This is a genomic window from Gluconobacter sp. GP1, from assembly GCF_032913585.1.
In the GTDB taxonomy this organism is placed as follows: Bacteria; Pseudomonadota; Alphaproteobacteria; order Acetobacterales; family Acetobacteraceae; genus Gluconobacter; species Gluconobacter cerinus.
Genome location: NZ_JASGXC010000012.1, coordinates 1 through 16,746 on the forward strand (window position 1 = coordinate 1; position 16,746 = coordinate 16,746).

Below are 16,746 nucleotides of genomic sequence, written 5' to 3' on the forward strand. Positions count from 1 at the left end.
TTCACTTCGGTGAGGAATTCCCACAAATTTCATGGCCTGATGGAAAAACCCCTATGTCCGATAATAAGAAAAAATGGACATAGATTTTATGGCGGAAAACTGCGGATTTCTGGCATTTCTTGAGGTTTTTGGACGGTTGTTTGTCTAAATGCCCATCACGCCCTTCATTTCTCCGAACTATACGTCATTGACCTATCAGCCAATGACGTATAGTTCATTGTGAATGTCAAAGCTGCAGACTGTTGTCGAACTGCCTGAATTCATAAAGCGGGCAAAAGCCCTAATGTCAGACGACGACCGGACGGCTCTGATCGACATGCTCGCTGCGATGCCAGATACTGGCATTTCTTTAGGTGGCGGTCTGCGAAAGGTCCGCTTTTCACGCGAGGGTGGTGGGAAGAGGGGAGGGTATAGAACTCTCTATGTTTTTGGTGGAAGACAGATGCCTCTGTTCCTGCTGACCGTATTTGCCAAAAACGAGAAAGACAATCTGACGCGATCTGAACAGGCCGCCCTGGTAGAGTTGAGCAAGACGCTTGTTGCGAAATACGGAGAACCATCATGAGCGCTTATGACAGCATTCTGCAGGGGCTGAATGAGGCCCTCGCCTATGCGGAAGCTCCGACCGAAAACAGCCTGACCCATCAAGTGTGTGTTCCGTCGGTTGACGTGGCGGCCATCAGAACGCGGACCGGGCTCTCTCAGGCACAGTTTGCCAGAAGCATCGGGGTCGCCAAGGGGACCCTTCTGAACTGGGAACATGGCCGTCGTCAGCCAACCGGACCAGCCCAGGTTTTGCTGGCGATGTTGGATAAGCGGCCGTCGCTCGTGAGTGAGCTACTTTCTGCGGCTCGCTGAGGAAACACAGGCCCGATACGCTCATTCAAATGACCACTATTTTGGGGGAAAGCAGAAGGACTGCTCTTGGATCATTTTTCTGAATTGGGAAATTCACGTTCAAAAATTGGTTTAATTATTTTCTCAAAATCCATAAGCAAATTTGATTTTATACAAAATCCAAGATTCATGGGTATGTTAGATATTGTTATTAATTGATTTTTTGTTGGAACAGGCACGGCAACTAAATCTCCATGAGATGAAAACTGCGGCCCACCCCACAAAACTCCAAGAAAATGGAATTTAGTGCCAAATTTTATTTGGCCAGATTGATCCATATGCACCCCCTCGTCCAATAGAAATATTGGAGACCCACTTGAACCAGGAAAGCAGACACAATCAATTAGAAATTCCTTTTTACCTTTAAAGTCCACTCCAAAACTTGTTGCAGTGATACCTCTCCTTACTATCGGTACATTATTCTCTTGATCCCATATTCCATTAGGATATCCAATCATAATTATATTTTCTATTGATGATAGCGATTTTACAGCTTCTTCATTTGGGATCGTACTTTTATCCAATCCCGGAAAAAATGGTTTTTTACCCTGTGAAGTCATACTGGAAAAAAACTGAGCGATGGGCAATACAGCTAAATCTATATCACTATTAGGATGTTTTATCCATGCATTTTCAAAATCATTAATGTTAAAATCAAAAAAATCGCCTTCTTTTACATCGCCGTTATCATCAGAAGTTCTAAATCTTAACGTTCCGCTCTTTGCGCCATCAATTACGTGTTTGTTGGTAACTATAGTTGGAACCATTTTTCCATTTTCTGAACGGCAAAATTCAAAAAAGAACCCTGTCCCGGTAGATATTGCCCCTTCTTTGGTTTTTGTTTGTATATGTATAGTAACATTTATAAGTTTATCAGAAATCTTCATAATTCTATTCCCAAATCAGTGAATTCTATTGACATGCATGTATCAATAGAATGGATCAAACAAAACAATCTGAGAGGGAGATCCTCGTCGGATCATCACATTCTGGGGCTGAACATCCAAGTTTACATGCCGCTTATGGGCCTCCCCCCTTAAGAAGTTTAACACCGCACTAGCGCCGTAGGGATCTGTATGCGGTGACCCTTTCATCGCTACGTAATCTTGCATATACCAAGTGTACCAATTGCAGCCGAACGTGAGCGGGTTCAACTTTTCCATAGCCAAAACCGAATAAGGCATCCCCTTAGGACTGGCTAAAAAAACGCGCGGGGCCGCAGGGTCAGTCCAACCGCTAGCTAGCAGATCAGCGAATTCAGCAGTCGCGGGATCATCGGCAATCTTCCAAACGAGATCACGATTGGCGTGCATGAATATACTACCACCGGATCCTCCCGCCGGATTATGAGTATAACCTTTTGCCGTCAACGCTGACTCAAAATCGCATCGTTTAGGAAAACGCTTAAATACTGATGCTGTCATAATTCTCATCATTTTGCCCTTCTGCATTTATAACAAAATCTCTAAATATTTCTCTCTTGGACCTATGTAAACGTGCAACAGTTAAAGAATTTCTCTTTTGATGTTCGCGAACGACGACCATGAGGCAAGAGCAGCCTGGCCACTTTGGAGTGCCCAAGTGATGTCTTTTGCCATTTTTTAACTTCGTTTGCCTCCACTCCAGCCGTTCGAAAGAAATGTAAGACCGCCTGAAAGCTGATATTTATTACGGAGTAGCCAAACGTCAATCTCCCGAGGCACCTGATATTGCCGCAAATCTCCATGCGCCGCTCAGCGTCATCCCACTCTTGACTGGCGCCGCTAAAGCCCAAAATTCAAAGGATCCTTAAGAAATTCGGACACCCAATTCGGGACGGCAATTTATCGTCTCGAATGTCGGCAATAAGGGCGTAAGCGGACCTGCTGCTTACGCCTCATGTGAGACATTTAAGCGGGTGTAACGGGTGCCCGAAAGCCGACATTATTGAATGATGAGGCGTGACAGACTGAATTGGGATTCTTCTGACCGCCAACTCTAGAGTACTTTAGTGCCGATTTCCGCTGACGCCATAGCTATCCGCAATGCTAATAAACGCGCTGCATCAAAGCATAGTCTCTTGCTGTGCTGCAAAAAGGCAGGGCTGGATGACGCCTAGTTGCTGAAAATCCTAAATGCAAGAACAGGCGGCTGGCTATTATACCTTTTGCGAAAATCTCATCATCGAAATTATGCCGTCGGCCGGGATAAATTTTTAGATTAAAAACTGTCGCGCCCTATCTACAACTAGTCTAAATCATGCGGCATGGTGGCGCGTCTCGGCGCGCTGCTTCATGGAGCATATTAGATTGACGTCGTCCGTATCCGAACTGAGCGCACTTGACCGCCTGTTCTCCTCTGCTGTTTTCCAAGAAATGGCGAGGAAGGGTCGCTCGCCCTTGTTTAGCCGCCTCATATGCCAAGCAGGTGTAGCGGATCTATGCAAAAAAAATGCAACCGTCGGGTCGGCCTTCGATTCAGCTTTTGCGCGCCTGAAAGCCACTGGAAGCCGCAACGAATACGTCTATCGTGCGGCAGTCACCCAAAAGATCTTGCTTGGCAAGCATTCCCTGCGCACGGCTTCAATGCTTAACGAAGTGCGTGCTGGGGACTGTAAGGCGGATCTCGTCATTCTGAACGGCACCGCAAGCGTCTATGAGATCAAATCGGAGCGTGACACTCTTGCGCGTCTGTTCAACCAGGTAGCCAACTACAAACGTGTTTTCGCAACAGTGAATGTCATTGTAGGCGAGGAGCATGTCAAAGGCGTTCAGCGTGCGCTAGATCGAGACGTCGGCATCCTTATGCTTTCTAAGCGCTACCAGATATCCCCCGTGCGCGAAGCGGTCGATGCGCCTGCGAGGACATGTCCTACAACCATCTTTGAAACGCTGCGATCTTCTGAGGCCGTTGCTGTATTGAAGTCTCTTGGCATAGCCGCGCCCGACGTTCCAAATACTCGGCGTCACGCCGTGCTCCGTTCCCTGTTTGCAGAGCTTGACCCGATCGATGTCCACCGCGAAATGGTCAGGACATTAAAACGTTCGCGGTCACTTGTGCCTTTGACGGAGCTCGTCTCGCGCCTTCCGGTCTCATTGAAGGCCGCTGCACTTTCGATACCGGTTAGGCGTGGTGATCACGACCGAGTTGTAAGCGCGATCGAGACACCTCTCGAGATGGCGATGGAGTGGGTATAAAATAACGATGTACTATCCTTATTTCCGCGGCAAGCAGTTCGAACTCATCACCATTCGAGAGACAACGGAGGTCATGGCGAAGGCGGGGTTTGTTCCGATTATCGAACCGGTTAAAGAGACCCTAAATGGTCTCCACAAGGCCTTGACCGCTGTCTGCGGCGCAGGCGGCAATGCGATTGTCATTGTGAACCCATACGTCGGCGATCACCAGGACAACGGGACCGGCATTACGGGCCTCTTGACCAAAGAATTTACAGACAACGCAGCGATCTCGGCAGGCATACTTCTCCGTGACGGCATGGATCATGAAGAAGCCTATACGCTTTTCGAAGCACACGCGGCGCATAATCCGATATTCGTCCATGCCGGTTTCGAGGATCATAAAGGTCTGGCGGTTCGTCTGGGCTCGAGTCTCAAAGATACCCATCACGTCTTTATCGAGAAATATGCAAGCACGCTCTACCGTAAGCCATTTGCGGCGGCGCAGAAGGCACTGGTTCGCGATGGGTTCGAGCGCCGCAAGAACTCCGAGTATGCCAAGATTCCTTCGGAAGAGTTTTCTGAACTTCACATTACTTACGACGACCTAGGCATGAAGGGCTTCGGCGACTTCCTGATGGTGGGGGACAGCTACTCGGAAGGAGGGGGACCAGCTTACGCAGTTGCGATCCACCTCACATACATTGATCCCGACCGCGAGAACGTAATGTATATCTATCATTTCGTCTCTACTACGAACGACACTCCGACCGACCCCGCGGGCAAATTTGCGCAGGCGTTGGAAAAATTGATTAGCAAACTCGACGCCGGAAATTCCAAGCTTTTGGAGACCTCGGCAATCAAGGAGTTTCGAAAACTCCACGTCCAGGGCCACTTCCCAGGCCTTGGTTACGTCAAAAAACTCTCGATGAACCATCATATCGAGACACTTGCTAATTTTCTTTCCTGAGGCACGCTATGGCCAAGCGTCAGTGTTGTCCGGAATGTTTCGGCGACCATCATTTGCGCAATCATGTCTTCCCGTTTCTCGGGGCAGTCGTTGGAAACTGCGACTATTGTGCGACGCCCGATGTCTTACTGATCAACCCATCCGCCTTGGCGGATTGGTTTAACCCTTTAATAAGTGTTTATGAACAGGATGAAGACGGTGAACCGATCACAGATTGGTTGAATAGAGATTGGCAGCTGTTTGACCATCCCAGAATGGATGCGGCTCATGCGAAGGAACTACTCGCCGATATTCTTGACGATAGCGAAATCATACTTGCAAAATTCATTCCCTCGCCAAATTACCAGAGTGAGGCGCTCATGCGGTGGGAGACCTTGCGTGACGAGATGATGCACCAAAACCGCTGGTTTCTCGACGTCAACTTCGACAAAGATCGGTTGGCCCAGTTACTAAATTACCTCGTCGCAACGGACTTACCAACGCAGTGGTTCCGCGCTCGCATCCGCACCGGCGATGCTAATTACCCGATTTCAGAAATGGGGCCGCCGCCAAAGCACCTGGCAAGCCACGGTAGGGCTAATCCTGCTGGGATTCCCTATCTCTACCTTGGATCTTCCCCGACTACGTCTACTGCCGAGGTGAGGCCGCACGCGGGCGAAAAGACATGCGTTGCAAACTTCGAGATTCCGCCTATCCGGGCGGTAGATTTGCGATCTCCGCGCAAGAGCATCTCTCCGTTCATCGCGCAGGACCCTGGCCCGATCGGCCAGCTTCGAGCCGATCTTCCCCTACTTGAGCGCCTAGGTGAAGAACTAACACGCCCGGTTCTGCCTTCACGCGCGGCGATTGACTACATTCCAAGTCAATATCTGTGTGAGTTCATTAGAAAGCGTAGGTTTGACGGCGTCGTCTATCGCAGTTCGGTAAGCGATGGCATCAATCTGGCGCTCTTCAATCCGGCACAGGCCACCGGCGGCGTAGTATCGCTTTACACCGTATCGCGGGTATCGGTGGAAGTAGCTATAGCGCCAGAAACTTGAAGAAAGCCAACACCTGGGTTTTCAACGTCCGGTCTCTTTCATGTTCTGCAGAAACCGGACCATCCGCTTTCCCCCCCCTTAACAGGCATCTATTTGATATTTCTATTTTTTAGATGGGGAAAGCCAAAGCGCCTCGCGTGCATAGTCAATTGTTATCTTAAGTTTCCCGTAAATGTTTGCCCCCGCTGCGCCTACGACGGTCTGCCCCATCCACATGCTCATTCCTTTCGGCCCAAAATTCTTGTCCGGCCGTTCGGTAAACCAGACTGGTCCGACGCGCACTTTCCCGAAATACACTTCAGGCACCATGATGATACGTGTATCCGGTATGAGATGATCCCCGTGCTCAACGACTTGGAGGGATCGAAGAACCGTTGGTTGATGTGTCTTGGTTCTGATTTTGGGTTTTTGGCGATTTGATTGACGGTTCTTTGGGTCGCTTTCGCTCTGCGTTTTGAGTAGAGAGAAGGCCTCCTTCTCTGGATTGCTATGCTGTAGTGCTGATCCGTTCCAGGAAGAGGAAGCGGCGCATGTTGTAGACAATATTGGCCAGTCCGATCCTCGTGGTGGCTCGGGTGATGCCGACGGTTCGGACGAACAACCCTGTCTGTGATTTCTGATCCGCAAAGACATGCTCGACGCGTGATCGGATCACCGATTTCCCTGCATTGGACCGCTGGATATGGCGGGGCATGGGCTTGAGATGCGGCTTTTTTCTGTGAACCTTTGAGACAAAACCCTCTTTGTCCATGAAGTCCTCATTTGCTTTCGAGCGATAGGCTGTGTCGGCCCACACCGTTGAGGCAGTATTGGTTTTATCCAGCAGCCCCTCTCTCAATCGCGCGCCATCACTGGCGGCGGCATCCGTCGTTTTCCATTTGCGGATCAGCCTGAATTTTCGATCGATGGAAACATGCGATTTGTAGCCAAAGAACGGAATGGCAAGATCCGTTGACGGGATCGTCCCATCATCCTGCCGTTTTGCTTTCGTGAACTTCAGCGTCCAGCGCGCATGGCGATCCTTGTGGGACAATTTGGATGGCTTGTCCTGCCAGTCTTCAGGAATACGCCCTGCCCGGAGGTCGGCTTTCTCAGTGTTGGTATTGCGCTGCTTTGGAGCGGCTACCAATGTTGCATCCAGGATCTGGCCCGACATCGGCAGATAGCCCGCGTTCCGCAGGGTCGCGTCAAATCGGTCAAACAGTCTTTCAATGGCCCCCGCCTGGGTCAGGCGTTCACGGAACAGCCAGACCGTTTTGGCATCAGGCACACGGTCCGACAGCCCCAGGCCAAGGAAACGCATGAAGGATAGGCGATCGTTGATCAGATACTCTGTCCGCTCATCAGACAAATTGTTCAGCGTCTGGATCACCAGGATTTTGAACATCAGCACCGGATCAAACGGCGGACGCCCGCCTTTACTGCCGTCTGAATAGGCCAAAGCCTGCTTTAGATCAGGGCGGAACACTTCAAAATCCACAGTCCGGGAAAACGCTTCAAGTTGATCACCAAGCCCGCTCAATCGAGCAAACCGCTCTTCAACATCAAAGAAACCAAGCTGTTTCATAGCGCCATTCCCTCAACCAGAACCGAAGGAAGGGAATCACATAGAAAGCATCGAAAACAGAGGGTTTTTCGAACCCTCCACTTGCCATTCTGGATGATGGGAATGCCACCGGTTGAAAATACTCTTAGTGATATAAGACGTCACACCCTCTCCGTTGACTGTCTCGATTTGCTGCGCAGCCAGCCCCGCGGGGGTAGGGAACGCTGTTGCACCAGTATCAAGTAACAAATGAACTGGTGCTCCATCGATCGTTAGATTTACCCCAGGAAAGTCACTCTCTCGCTTTCCCTGCGCGTTATGAGGGAAAATTAAAGGGATTTGTTCCGCACCAGCAGCAGGACGCCAATCGTCGGGCTCCATCTTCAGTTGGTGGACGGGGTAATCAAATGTCACGATGAAACGCGCAAGATAGCCGGCCCCGAGCATGCCATCAAAAGTATCGTCTCCAACCTTGTTATCAACGCTCATGGCATCCGCCATACAGGGCCGTGTGGTTGTAACCGGAGCTAGACCGGCATCCGGAAGAAAAGACACCGAGCGAACAACATCAATGCTGAAATTGTCTAATTTACACTTGGTAAGTATTGCGTTGAGACGGCTCACTGCGCTTTTTTTGAGCACGTATAGCCCACCAAACCCGGCCCCTCCCGTATCCACAAGCAGGCGGATTTTCTGACCATTTAATGCCGTCGGGGTGGCGTAAAAATGCCCCGCCTCGAACACGGTCGGTATAATTCTCTCGTTGGCGGCCGCTTGCGATGTCGCAACAATCGCAAAGCCCGCAGGGATGCAGAAGGCTTTGAGGAATAATCGGCTCATGAGGGTAATTGTTCCGTCTGTATGTCTTTACAATCGAACCGGATTCGAGACTAAAATGCAAGCACAATTCCTTTTGAAGAAAAGGATTTTTACTTGGGCGCGCCGTGGGTTAACTGTATATTTAACCGATTTAATGGCACTAAAGACAAACTATTATTCACCAAGAAACCACTGCGTAGCCAAGGGCATCTGCACGGTTCATGCCAGTTATTGATACCAGGCTGAAGTCAGATAGCAGACGATCCGAAATCCCCAACTTTGGACATCAGTGAACCCACGGAACCAGACGCCAGGTCTGTGAGCGGTAATCCACCCACTGTGATCCGAACGCCTTCGAAAGAACCCGCTCCTCAACACGAATACGATGCAGGAACATGAGTAGAGGTGGAATGGTCATAAGAAACAAAGCCGAGGCATTTCCAAGGAAAATACCAATCCCTGCCAGCGTCATCAGTGCTCCGGTATAGGATGGGTTACGCACGAAACGATAAGGCCCTTTGCGCATCAGAACCTGGTCTTGTGACAATGCGACATCGACCGTAAACCACTGACCCAGACGATGGATTGCATACCAACGCAAAATAAGACCTAGCGAGGCTAGTAGCGCACCAGCAGGAAGCAGGCTGAACGGGAGAGGGAAACTTTCTAACGGAGGGAGCTTCAGAGTTTGAAATGCCAGATATATCGAGACTGGCAATACAATCCAAAAAGCTGACAATGTGTTTCTGTCAGAGATAACTCCTGTCTTTTTGGCTCTTCTCTTCAGGAGAAGGAATATTTCACCAATAGTAAAAACAATACAAAAAGACAACGCGACATTTAACATAGTTTATCTTTCTATAATGCGCTCGATGAATATAATTAATAATAACATATAATAGGAAACAAATTTTCGAAATGAACATTTGTCATTTAATAGGATGACAAATGTCATATAGTTATGAAGGTTTTTATTAACAATCATTAAGAGATGACTGAACGAGAAGATAATGCTGTAGATCGTCTAACTCTTGTTTGTGGCAGGAGTAAACTGCGCTGATATTGGCGGAGATGTCCGCTTCCAAGCGTACGTGCCGAGAAGCCGACATTCCGGATACCCCCTGAACTGCCTGTCTGTTCTACATTGTGGGAGCAGACAGGCGGCAGACGCCTCATGTCGGACATCCAAACGGATGTGACGGTTGCTCGAAAGCCGACATTGCTAGGCGAGCAAATTAGTTGCCCTGCATCACGAAGGAATCATTTTTACTAACGGTGTGGTACCAACAGACGCTATAACTTCGGGTGCTCCCTGACCAAAGCACGTTACCCAAATCCTAGCGGAGGCTTGGCGGAAAGCTGGGCATGGCTTGGTCTTAGGCCTCTCTAGCCCTCTGTAGTGGCCAATCGGGGACGCTAAAGCGCGCCTTGGCGAAATAGTGCAGTCGGTTCGTTAGGTTAATGATCAAACCAACTGAAGCGCTTAAGAGGGAACCCTTGGAATCAATTCCAACCTCGCGATAAGGCATTGCCCTAAACGTCAATTTGATGCTCAGGTCTTTAATGCAATTATCGTCGAAGTTAGGACCGACGTCATGAACAAACTTGTTTCTGATACGCCTGATTAGCTCACATTCCCGGCATTCACGTTCACTAAGTCCGACTATAGCTTACACGCTCGCCGCGACTGAATTGGTATAGACCGCAAGACGACTGTCTGAGATAGTCTTGTCATAACGATCAACGAAATCCACGCGCTTTTCTGTGTCGCTATTGTAGGTTTCCAGCCATTTCACCAGAGCAACTGCGTAGGCTTGGATGAGGCCATGGAAGCTGAAGTAGTGGATGCCATCGCGCTCATGGAAGTCCTTGGTGCCGACGGAGAAAGATATCTGACGCACCCGTTTTTTGCTGACCTCGCGCGAATTCAGGTTGGTCATATGAAGTAAGCCGTTGCGCATTTCCCATAGTTCCTTGGGCGTGATGCCAAGGTGCGAAATATCAGCATAGGCGGTCAACCATTTCTCAAAGATAGCCGGCTTATCCCCATATTCGATGTAGGCTATGCTATCGATTGCACTGAGTAGTAGCTTCATCGACGAGACATATAGCTTCGCGTTGAATGTGAGTTTGATGGCGAGCAAATAGTCATCGTTGATAAGCTCGCTGAGGTCGATGGTTGTGCCCTTAGTGTATTTTATCAGCCAATCCGACATGCTGACGCCATCGGTCATGTCTTCCCTCAGATAGATATCTGGATCGCCAACGGTGCTTGAGAAGCGGACCTGCGGGACATTGTTCACGACCTGCGTGGCAGCGTGAAGCGGTTGTTCCCCTGCAGAAAGGGCAGTGAACACGGGATCGTAGAGCCTATGGCCCTGGCCAAGGCGCATCCGTGCGTTGTATTCGTCTACGGTAAACGATGTGTCCAATTTGAACTTCTTGGATGCATGCAGGTCCGCTTGGATACGGCTTTGGAGAAATTTGATGGCAGCCTCATCGTCCATCTCAACTTCATGGGTGGCGTAGCGGATAGCGCTGCACACGTTGTCTTCCCACATCAAAAAGATGTTGTAGATCACTTCCTTCATGCCACCCCGTTCCAGCAACTGCATCAATTGGCTACCACAGGTAAGGGTAATTGATAATGGCAAGCTGGGGACACGACGTTTCTAGCTATTCGCCTATGCCGCTCCTCGACAAAGTAGAATGTCGGCTTCTAGGACCGTCGAAGGTCATAAAGGAGCTTGAAGCTTTTATAAACCTGACCGCACGCTTGGTTGCTTGTTTAATGTTTTAGTCTGATAGCCGCCCTTCCGTACGATGCTCGTAATCGCGTGCGAGGTTGTCAACTGGTCATACGGGATTTGGTCAAACCCAGCTTTCCGTAGCGTAGTATCGAAGCGATCAAATAGGGTCTCCTGCGGTAGAGATCATCGAAACAGCCAGACGCTTTCGTATCAGGCTGCGATCCGATACCCCGATTGCCGCAGGAATAATTAAAGTACGGAGATTCCTCAAAAATAAAATTAATTCATACTAGAAAATGGATTTTGTCTTTTTGTCCCATTTGGTTGAACTCCCAAATAGTGATTGCATATCACTGTTGTTGGAGTGAATTATTTCAAATTCAGAGAACATTTGATAGCGAGGAGGTTCCAATCGGTAATTAAGAATAGTTCCACTGTAAGAAGACCATTTCTGACTTCTCATAAGCAAGCTTTCGATACACGCTACCCAAGAATCCACAGGAAACGAAGGGTATTTATCAATGGTTCCGAAGTATATACTTGTTATTGATAGGTATTCGTCTAGATCATCAATAGATGGATTTCCGTCTCCTGCTTTGAATATTAATTTCCCAGATTTTCCATATAGATTGTACTTCCCGTCAAACATATTAGTAAAATGCTCAAATTGTCTTCCGCTTAATGATGAGGTGTGTTTTCCTAAATATCTACAAATCGGGTTTCCAGAGGAGTCTTTAGAAAGATGTACATACACACCCGGACAATTAAATTGACTAGCAATAGCTGAGGATTGATCGACGGCATCCAATGTGTCGTGATTACCGCTCCAATTTATTGTTAATTTTACAGGTCGTAGCATTTCAATATCCAATGATATACATTCGTCTTAATTTCAAACATATATCTGTCTGCTATTCTAGTCTACGGATGATCTCGACGACGAAATGCTGATAAATTCCTTTGGTGCGTAGCTGACATAAATAAAGGGAGAGCAATGTCCGATCTCTTACCCGCGCCGCTTGAACAGCAGACATTCCGCTTCCCCCCAAAGCTGCCACGAGACCAATAGGTGATTACAGGTCAATGTGGGAGATGAAATTCCGCTCGCAGGGAATGGAATGGACGATGGAACCTTCTTTCTAAGAGGCGCCTTTGTCCCCGGACGAGCGCTCCAGGTCAGCACCTTAGAAAGGCCTTTTAAGGACGATTTCATGCATCGCTCCCTATGTCCGATAATGTAAATTAACGGACATAGGGGGTGGGGAGGGGGCGATTTTCGGAAAAAGGCCGAGAATTACCTTTTCGTAGATTTGTGGTTAATTAAATAATGAAAGTTCAGGCCGAATAGGTTGAAGGGACTGATTCGACGCGATGCCTGTGATAAGAAGGCGCTCCTGCATGTACTCAATACGGTCGAGCGCATCTTGATTATCGGATGATATCTCGTTCTGGCCTACATGCGCTCAAACGAAGAGGCCACGAGACAATGTTTGAAGTCACCGGCGACGATGTTGCACATCTGACAGACGCTGATTTACGGATACTTGTTGCACGATTGGCTATTGCGGAGCTGCGCGCACAAGGATGTCCGATCTCGGCGGTGACGGCTGGCGGCAACCAAGATGCTCCGGACGGTGGTCTCGACGTTCGAGTTGACTGTCCGACGCCTCTGCCCTCCGCGGACTTCGTTCCACGTCCTATTTGCGGGTTTCAAGTCAAGAAGCCAAATATGCCACCTGGGGCAATTGGAAAGGAGATGCGTCCTAATAACGTTCTGCGTCCTGTCATCGCAGAATTGGCCGCGGCATCAGGCGCGTACATTATTGTCAGCTCCAAAGCATCCCTCTCTGCAGGGCCTCTCGCTGGCCGTTGTGCTGCTATTCGGAACCAACTTCACGATCTGCCGAATTCGTCCAATCTAACCACTGATTTCTATGATCGCGATCGCCTGGCAACCTGGATCAATCAATATCCAGGGATCACCGCCTGGGTTCGTCAACAGCTTGGGAGAGGTCTCTCTGGATGGAGTAGTATATACGATTGGCATGGGGCCGCTGCCGCCAAATCTCCGCCTTATCTGTTCGATCAAACGACGTGTCTTATCGACGAGCGAACAAGTGATCCTGAACATCTTACGATCGATCAGGGTATCGAGAGTATTCGCGAGGTTCTTCGAAATCCAGGGCAGTGCGTCCGGCTAATTGGTCTATCGGGCGTCGGTAAGACACGCCTTGTTCATGCCCTGTTTGAAGACGGAGTTGGACAGGCACCGCTTGATCCCAGCTCCGCATTGTACACAGATTATTCGCAAGATACCGCTCCGAGCGCACGGGACATGGCGCGCCAGCTCGTGATTCAGCAACAGACAGCAATTCTTATCGTTGATAATTGTAATCCAACAACTCACACCGAACTCGCCTACATCTGCTCCGCAAGCTGCAGTAAGGCCAGCCTCATTACGATTGAATATGATGTTCGAGACGACGAGCCAGAGCGCACTCACGTCTTCAGACTGCAATCGGCCTCTCTAGGGTTGGTCGAGCAATGGCTGGAGCAGACATTTCCAAACGTCACACTTACTGACCGGAGCACAATTTCGAGGTTCAGCGATGGGAATTTCCGCGTTGCGCGAGCGCTTGCTGAAACGGTCGGCAAAGGTAAGACCTTAGGTAACCTTAAAAGCCGGGATCTATTTGATCGAATTTTTCAGCAGCGCAATGAGCCAGATTCGAGCCTATTATCGACAGCCCGAACGCTAGCGCTTCTCTATTCGATTGATGGAGAGAACACTTCTCAAGAAGGGGAACTCGCTTTTCTGGCCCGTCTTCGCCACGTGCCTATTCATACCTTGTACGAAGCACTAGCGACCCTCCGCCAGAGGGGAATTGCACAAGGGCGTGGCCGCTGGCGCGCTATATTGCCTCACGCGATTGCTAACCACTTGGCGAGCGCTGCGCTTGAGAGCATTCCCCCAAGCGATATGGACCAGTTTGCGGCCTCGATTAGCCCACGCATGCAAAGATCATTCTCACGTCGGCTTGGCTATCTCCATGAAAGTTCCGCCGTTATAGCCACGGTCAAGCGTTGGCTACGTCCAGATGGTCCCCTCCACAACTTGCTTGCAAGAGGTGAGGACGGATTGCAAATTATTTCAAATATTGCGCCGGCGGCTCCTGAGGCTGTTCTGGACAGAATTAAATATGAGATCGACGATTTAGCCCGTGACGTAGCTCTTCGTCCTTACTCAGACGAAAAATTCAGATGGGTCCGTCTGCTTAAATCGCTCGCCTACGACCCCGCCACGTTCGATGACGCCGCTACTCTTCTTAGTCGCTTTGCCGCACGGGAAACAGGCAAGACCAGAGATAATGAGGCACGACGCGTTTTCGCAGAGCTGTTTCATCTCTCCCTGTCTGGTACAAAGGCCTTACCGGAACAACGTCGGAAGCTAGTACGCAAGTTTGCAACCTCAGGCGAACCTCGCTTGATGGTCTGCGCTGAAATAGCCCTTTTCGCGCTGCTCAAGGGAAGCCATTTCAGTTCATCAGACAATTTCGATTTCGGCTCCCGGTCACGGAACTGGGGATGGCGGCCTGAAACATACGATGACGTATGGAGGTGGCAAAATGCGGCGATCGACCTTGCCGTGGAATTGTCCCCATTAATTCCCACCGTTCGCGCCCATCTTGCAAGCGTTGCGCGAGAGTTCTGGCGTGCTCCTGCATGTCGCGCTGCACTTGAGCGGGCTGCCACCAGTTTTTTAGCAGAGCGTCCATGGATTGAAGGCTGGATAAGCTTACGGGCAATGTTACACGTCCAGCGCCCGAACATGGCTGAGGGTGATCGAAAGCGACTGGCTCTACTGGTCAACCGCCTCAAACCAGCAGATCTACTCAACCAAGCCCGTGCAATGATTTTCGTCCCCGGGATTACATGGGACATTGCTGATGATCTACTAGATAATCATTCCATCAGCACGCGCCTGCACAGTGCTTCAGTCGGAGCAACGAAAATTGGGGCCAGACTTGCGCGAGATCCGAGTGTCCGGGACACCTTTCTTAGGGAACTGACAACTGCACAACATGCGCCGAAAGCACTTGAATGCGGCATCGGGCTAGCTGAGGGGGCGGATGACCTCGAGGCTCTCTGGCGAGAACTCGCGGAGAGTGATCTCAGTTCCTCTCAGTGCGGCATGGCGGCGCTGGAGGGCTTCATTCGTGGGAGCCATCTCCGCGATGAGCCCTTTGCCGAGAACGTATTGAATTCCTTGAGCAACAGTCCCTCCCTCGCAAAAAAGCTTCCCGCGCTACAGGCCCGTGTAGCAATTGATGTTGATGGCATTGCACGTCTACGCCGCGCCATCGGAGAAGGCACCGTGGAAGCCGGTGACTGCTACGGTATCATCAAGGGTACCGTTAGTGACGCGCCTCCAATTGAATTTGGAATGTTGCTTTCGGATATAGCGCAACTACCATCCGGTGGCCTCTTAGTGGCGCTTGAAATTCTTCACATATACTTGTGCGTTAAAAACGAAGAGCAGCTGAAAGCCGTTCCAAAATTAATCAGTCTGGGCCGTCGTTTGCTATCGCAATTGCAATTTTCGAAACAGGAAATGACGATAAGTAGAAGCATACGTGAAATAATACGTATCTGCTTCTCTGACAAAGAGGATAAGATGGGATTTCGCGCACTGTGCGGTCAAATCTGCGCGGCTTTAGAAACAATCGATTTTTCAGAAGATTTGGACGCGGTGGTGCATACCGTCTTGAAGATCGATCCACTGGTCGCCCTGAATGAATTTTTGCTGTCTAGACTTATGAACGACGACTCCTTCGTGTTCGATGCAGAGGGAGGTCTTGGAGCACAAATCCAATCGTTGGAGGCGCCTGTGCTATTAGAATGGGCGCGAGTTGATCCTAACAGACGGTTCCAATTGCTCGGAAGAACAGTTTCGCTTTTCACACCCCGAGATATAGAAGGTGGAAATGCTATCTCTCCACTGTTTAAGGAACTCCTGAGGCACGCTCCAGACAAGCGCTCGTTCTTGGGTGATACAGAGTCCCGTGTGCACCCTTGGCGATGGGGCCGGCCACTTGTGGATGTTCTTATGCAACGTCGCGCCGCAATTAGTCAGTTAAATATCCCGTTTGATGAGGCAATCTCACAGTGGCTTCAAGAAGCTATTTGCAAAATAGATCAAAGGATCGAGGCTGAGCGTGGGCGAGAACAAATTACAGAACAGAGCTTTGAGTGAAAACACTTGTCGATGTTTTAATGGATTATTTTATGTATAAAGAAAAATTATTCTGCATTATGGACAAGTGAATTAATGAGCACAATAATTACAAATTTACCTTATCCCACAACTGATACGTGGGACAAATGGTTTATCATCAAGACATTTGGTCCAGGAATGCTAACTTCGACCGTATCCTTTGTAAGCGCACTAATCGCGATTGCAGCATGGCGGGTCAATAATTACCAAAAAGTTATTAACTCGAAAAAATTTGATTTAGATCTCTTTGATAAGAGGTATCCTCTGTTTCTCGAAATAGAAGAAGTATACAAA

14 protein-coding genes are annotated in these 16,746 nt (G+C 49.3%); 7 read left to right on the forward strand and 7 right to left on the reverse strand.

Annotation, left to right across the window (positions count from 1 at the left end; translation table 11 throughout):
• Positions 1-223 precede the first annotated feature (223 nt).
• Positions 224-565, forward strand: coding sequence for a type II toxin-antitoxin system RelE/ParE family toxin (locus R5H23_RS15615; protein ID WP_062268948.1), 342 nt, complete (start codon positions 224-226; stop codon positions 563-565).
• Complete coding sequence (locus R5H23_RS15620) at positions 562-858, forward strand: DNA-binding transcriptional regulator (protein WP_062268946.1); 297 nt, start codon at positions 562-564, stop codon at positions 856-858. The genes R5H23_RS15615 and R5H23_RS15620 overlap by 4 nt, the downstream gene beginning before the upstream one ends.
• Positions 859-929: 71 nt before the next feature.
• On the opposite strand, the gene R5H23_RS15625 is transcribed toward R5H23_RS15620, so the two are convergent.
• Together R5H23_RS15625 and R5H23_RS15630 are read right to left on the reverse strand one after the other, a co-directional pair.
• A complete protein-coding gene (locus R5H23_RS15625) occupies positions 930-1,784 on the reverse strand; it encodes a serine protease (RefSeq protein ID WP_317215981.1) in 855 nt (284 codons plus the stop codon).
• Positions 1,785-1,826: 42 nt separating this feature from the next.
• On the reverse strand, positions 1,827-2,348 hold the full coding sequence (locus R5H23_RS15630; RefSeq protein ID WP_088364976.1) for a hypothetical protein: 522 nt from the start codon (positions 2,346-2,348) through the stop codon (positions 1,827-1,829).
• A gap of 837 nt (positions 2,349-3,185) precedes the next feature.
• On the opposite strand from R5H23_RS15630, the gene R5H23_RS15635 reads away from it, so the two are divergent.
• The 3 genes from R5H23_RS15635 to R5H23_RS15645 are packed head-to-tail and all read left to right on the forward strand — an operon-like array spanning position 3,186 to position 6,062.
• Positions 3,186-4,073 carry a sce7726 family protein gene (locus tag R5H23_RS15635; RefSeq protein WP_317215982.1) on the forward strand — a complete coding sequence of 296 codons (888 nt, stop codon included), beginning with the start codon at positions 3,186-3,188 and terminating at the stop codon, positions 4,071-4,073.
• 7 nt (positions 4,074-4,080) lie between these two features.
• Positions 4,081-5,022: a sce7725 family protein gene (locus tag R5H23_RS15640; RefSeq protein WP_317215983.1), complete on the forward strand. Its 942-nt coding sequence runs from the start codon at positions 4,081-4,083 to the stop codon at positions 5,020-5,022.
• A gap of 8 nt (positions 5,023-5,030) precedes the next feature.
• Positions 5,031-6,062: an RES family NAD+ phosphorylase gene (locus tag R5H23_RS15645; RefSeq protein WP_317215984.1), complete on the forward strand. Its 1,032-nt coding sequence runs from the start codon at positions 5,031-5,033 to the stop codon at positions 6,060-6,062.
• 487 nt (positions 6,063-6,549) lie between these two features.
• Here the strand turns inward: R5H23_RS15645 and R5H23_RS15650 are convergent, their stop codons facing one another.
• The 5 genes from R5H23_RS15650 to R5H23_RS15670 all read right to left on the reverse strand — a co-directional run bounded on the left by R5H23_RS15650 (position 6,550) and on the right by R5H23_RS15670 (position 12,048).
• A complete protein-coding gene (locus R5H23_RS15650; RefSeq protein WP_317215986.1) occupies positions 6,550-7,629 on the reverse strand; it encodes an IS5 family transposase in 1,080 nt (359 codons plus the stop codon).
• 36 nt (positions 7,630-7,665) lie between these two features.
• On the reverse strand, positions 7,666-8,448 hold the full coding sequence (locus R5H23_RS15655) for a hypothetical protein (protein WP_317215987.1): 783 nt from the start codon (positions 8,446-8,448) through the stop codon (positions 7,666-7,668).
• Positions 8,449-8,713: 265 nt separating this feature from the next.
• Positions 8,714-9,145 (reverse strand): isoprenylcysteine carboxylmethyltransferase family protein, encoded by a 432-nt coding sequence (locus tag R5H23_RS15660; protein WP_317215988.1) that lies wholly within the window; start codon positions 9,143-9,145, stop codon positions 8,714-8,716.
• 952 nt (positions 9,146-10,097) lie between these two features.
• Entirely contained in the window at positions 10,098-11,018 is a 921-nt protein-coding gene (locus R5H23_RS15665; RefSeq protein WP_317215989.1) for a hypothetical protein, read from the reverse strand.
• Positions 11,019-11,466: 448 nt separating this feature from the next.
• Positions 11,467-12,048 (reverse strand): hypothetical protein, encoded by a 582-nt coding sequence (locus R5H23_RS15670; RefSeq protein ID WP_317215990.1) that lies wholly within the window; start codon positions 12,046-12,048, stop codon positions 11,467-11,469.
• A 615-nt stretch (positions 12,049-12,663) separates the two neighbouring features.
• On the opposite strand from R5H23_RS15670, the gene R5H23_RS15675 reads away from it, so the two are divergent.
• Complete coding sequence (locus R5H23_RS15675; RefSeq protein ID WP_317215991.1) at positions 12,664-16,431, forward strand: hypothetical protein; 3,768 nt, start codon at positions 12,664-12,666, stop codon at positions 16,429-16,431.
• Positions 16,432-16,506: 75 nt separating this feature from the next.
• Positions 16,507-16,746: hypothetical protein (locus R5H23_RS15680; RefSeq protein ID WP_317215992.1), on the forward strand; the 240-nt coding region annotated here is incomplete at its 3' end.

Bases quoted from the DNA above. Each gene is read 5' to 3' on its own strand.
- R5H23_RS15650 (WP_317215986.1), bottom strand. From the start codon at position 7,629: ATGAAACAGCTTGGTTTCTTTGATGTTGAAGAGCGGTTTGCTCGATTG.
- R5H23_RS15620 (WP_062268946.1), top strand. From the start codon at position 562: ATGAGCGCTTATGACAGCATTCTGCAGGGGCTGAATGAGGCCCTCGCC.
- R5H23_RS15625 (WP_317215981.1), bottom strand. From the start codon at position 1,784: ATGAAGATTTCTGATAAACTTATAAATGTTACTATACATATACAAACA.
- R5H23_RS15645 (WP_317215984.1), top strand. From the start codon at position 5,031: ATGGCCAAGCGTCAGTGTTGTCCGGAATGTTTCGGCGACCATCATTTG.
- R5H23_RS15630 (WP_088364976.1), bottom strand. From the start codon at position 2,348: ATGCAGAAGGGCAAAATGATGAGAATTATGACAGCATCAGTATTTAAG.
- R5H23_RS15675 (WP_317215991.1), top strand. From the start codon at position 12,664: ATGTTTGAAGTCACCGGCGACGATGTTGCACATCTGACAGACGCTGAT.
- R5H23_RS15655 (WP_317215987.1), bottom strand. From the start codon at position 8,448: ATGAGCCGATTATTCCTCAAAGCCTTCTGCATCCCTGCGGGCTTTGCG.
- R5H23_RS15615 (WP_062268948.1), top strand. From the start codon at position 224: ATGTCAAAGCTGCAGACTGTTGTCGAACTGCCTGAATTCATAAAGCGG.
- R5H23_RS15640 (WP_317215983.1), top strand. From the start codon at position 4,081: ATGTACTATCCTTATTTCCGCGGCAAGCAGTTCGAACTCATCACCATT.
- R5H23_RS15665 (WP_317215989.1), bottom strand. From the start codon at position 11,018: ATGAAGGAAGTGATCTACAACATCTTTTTGATGTGGGAAGACAACGTG.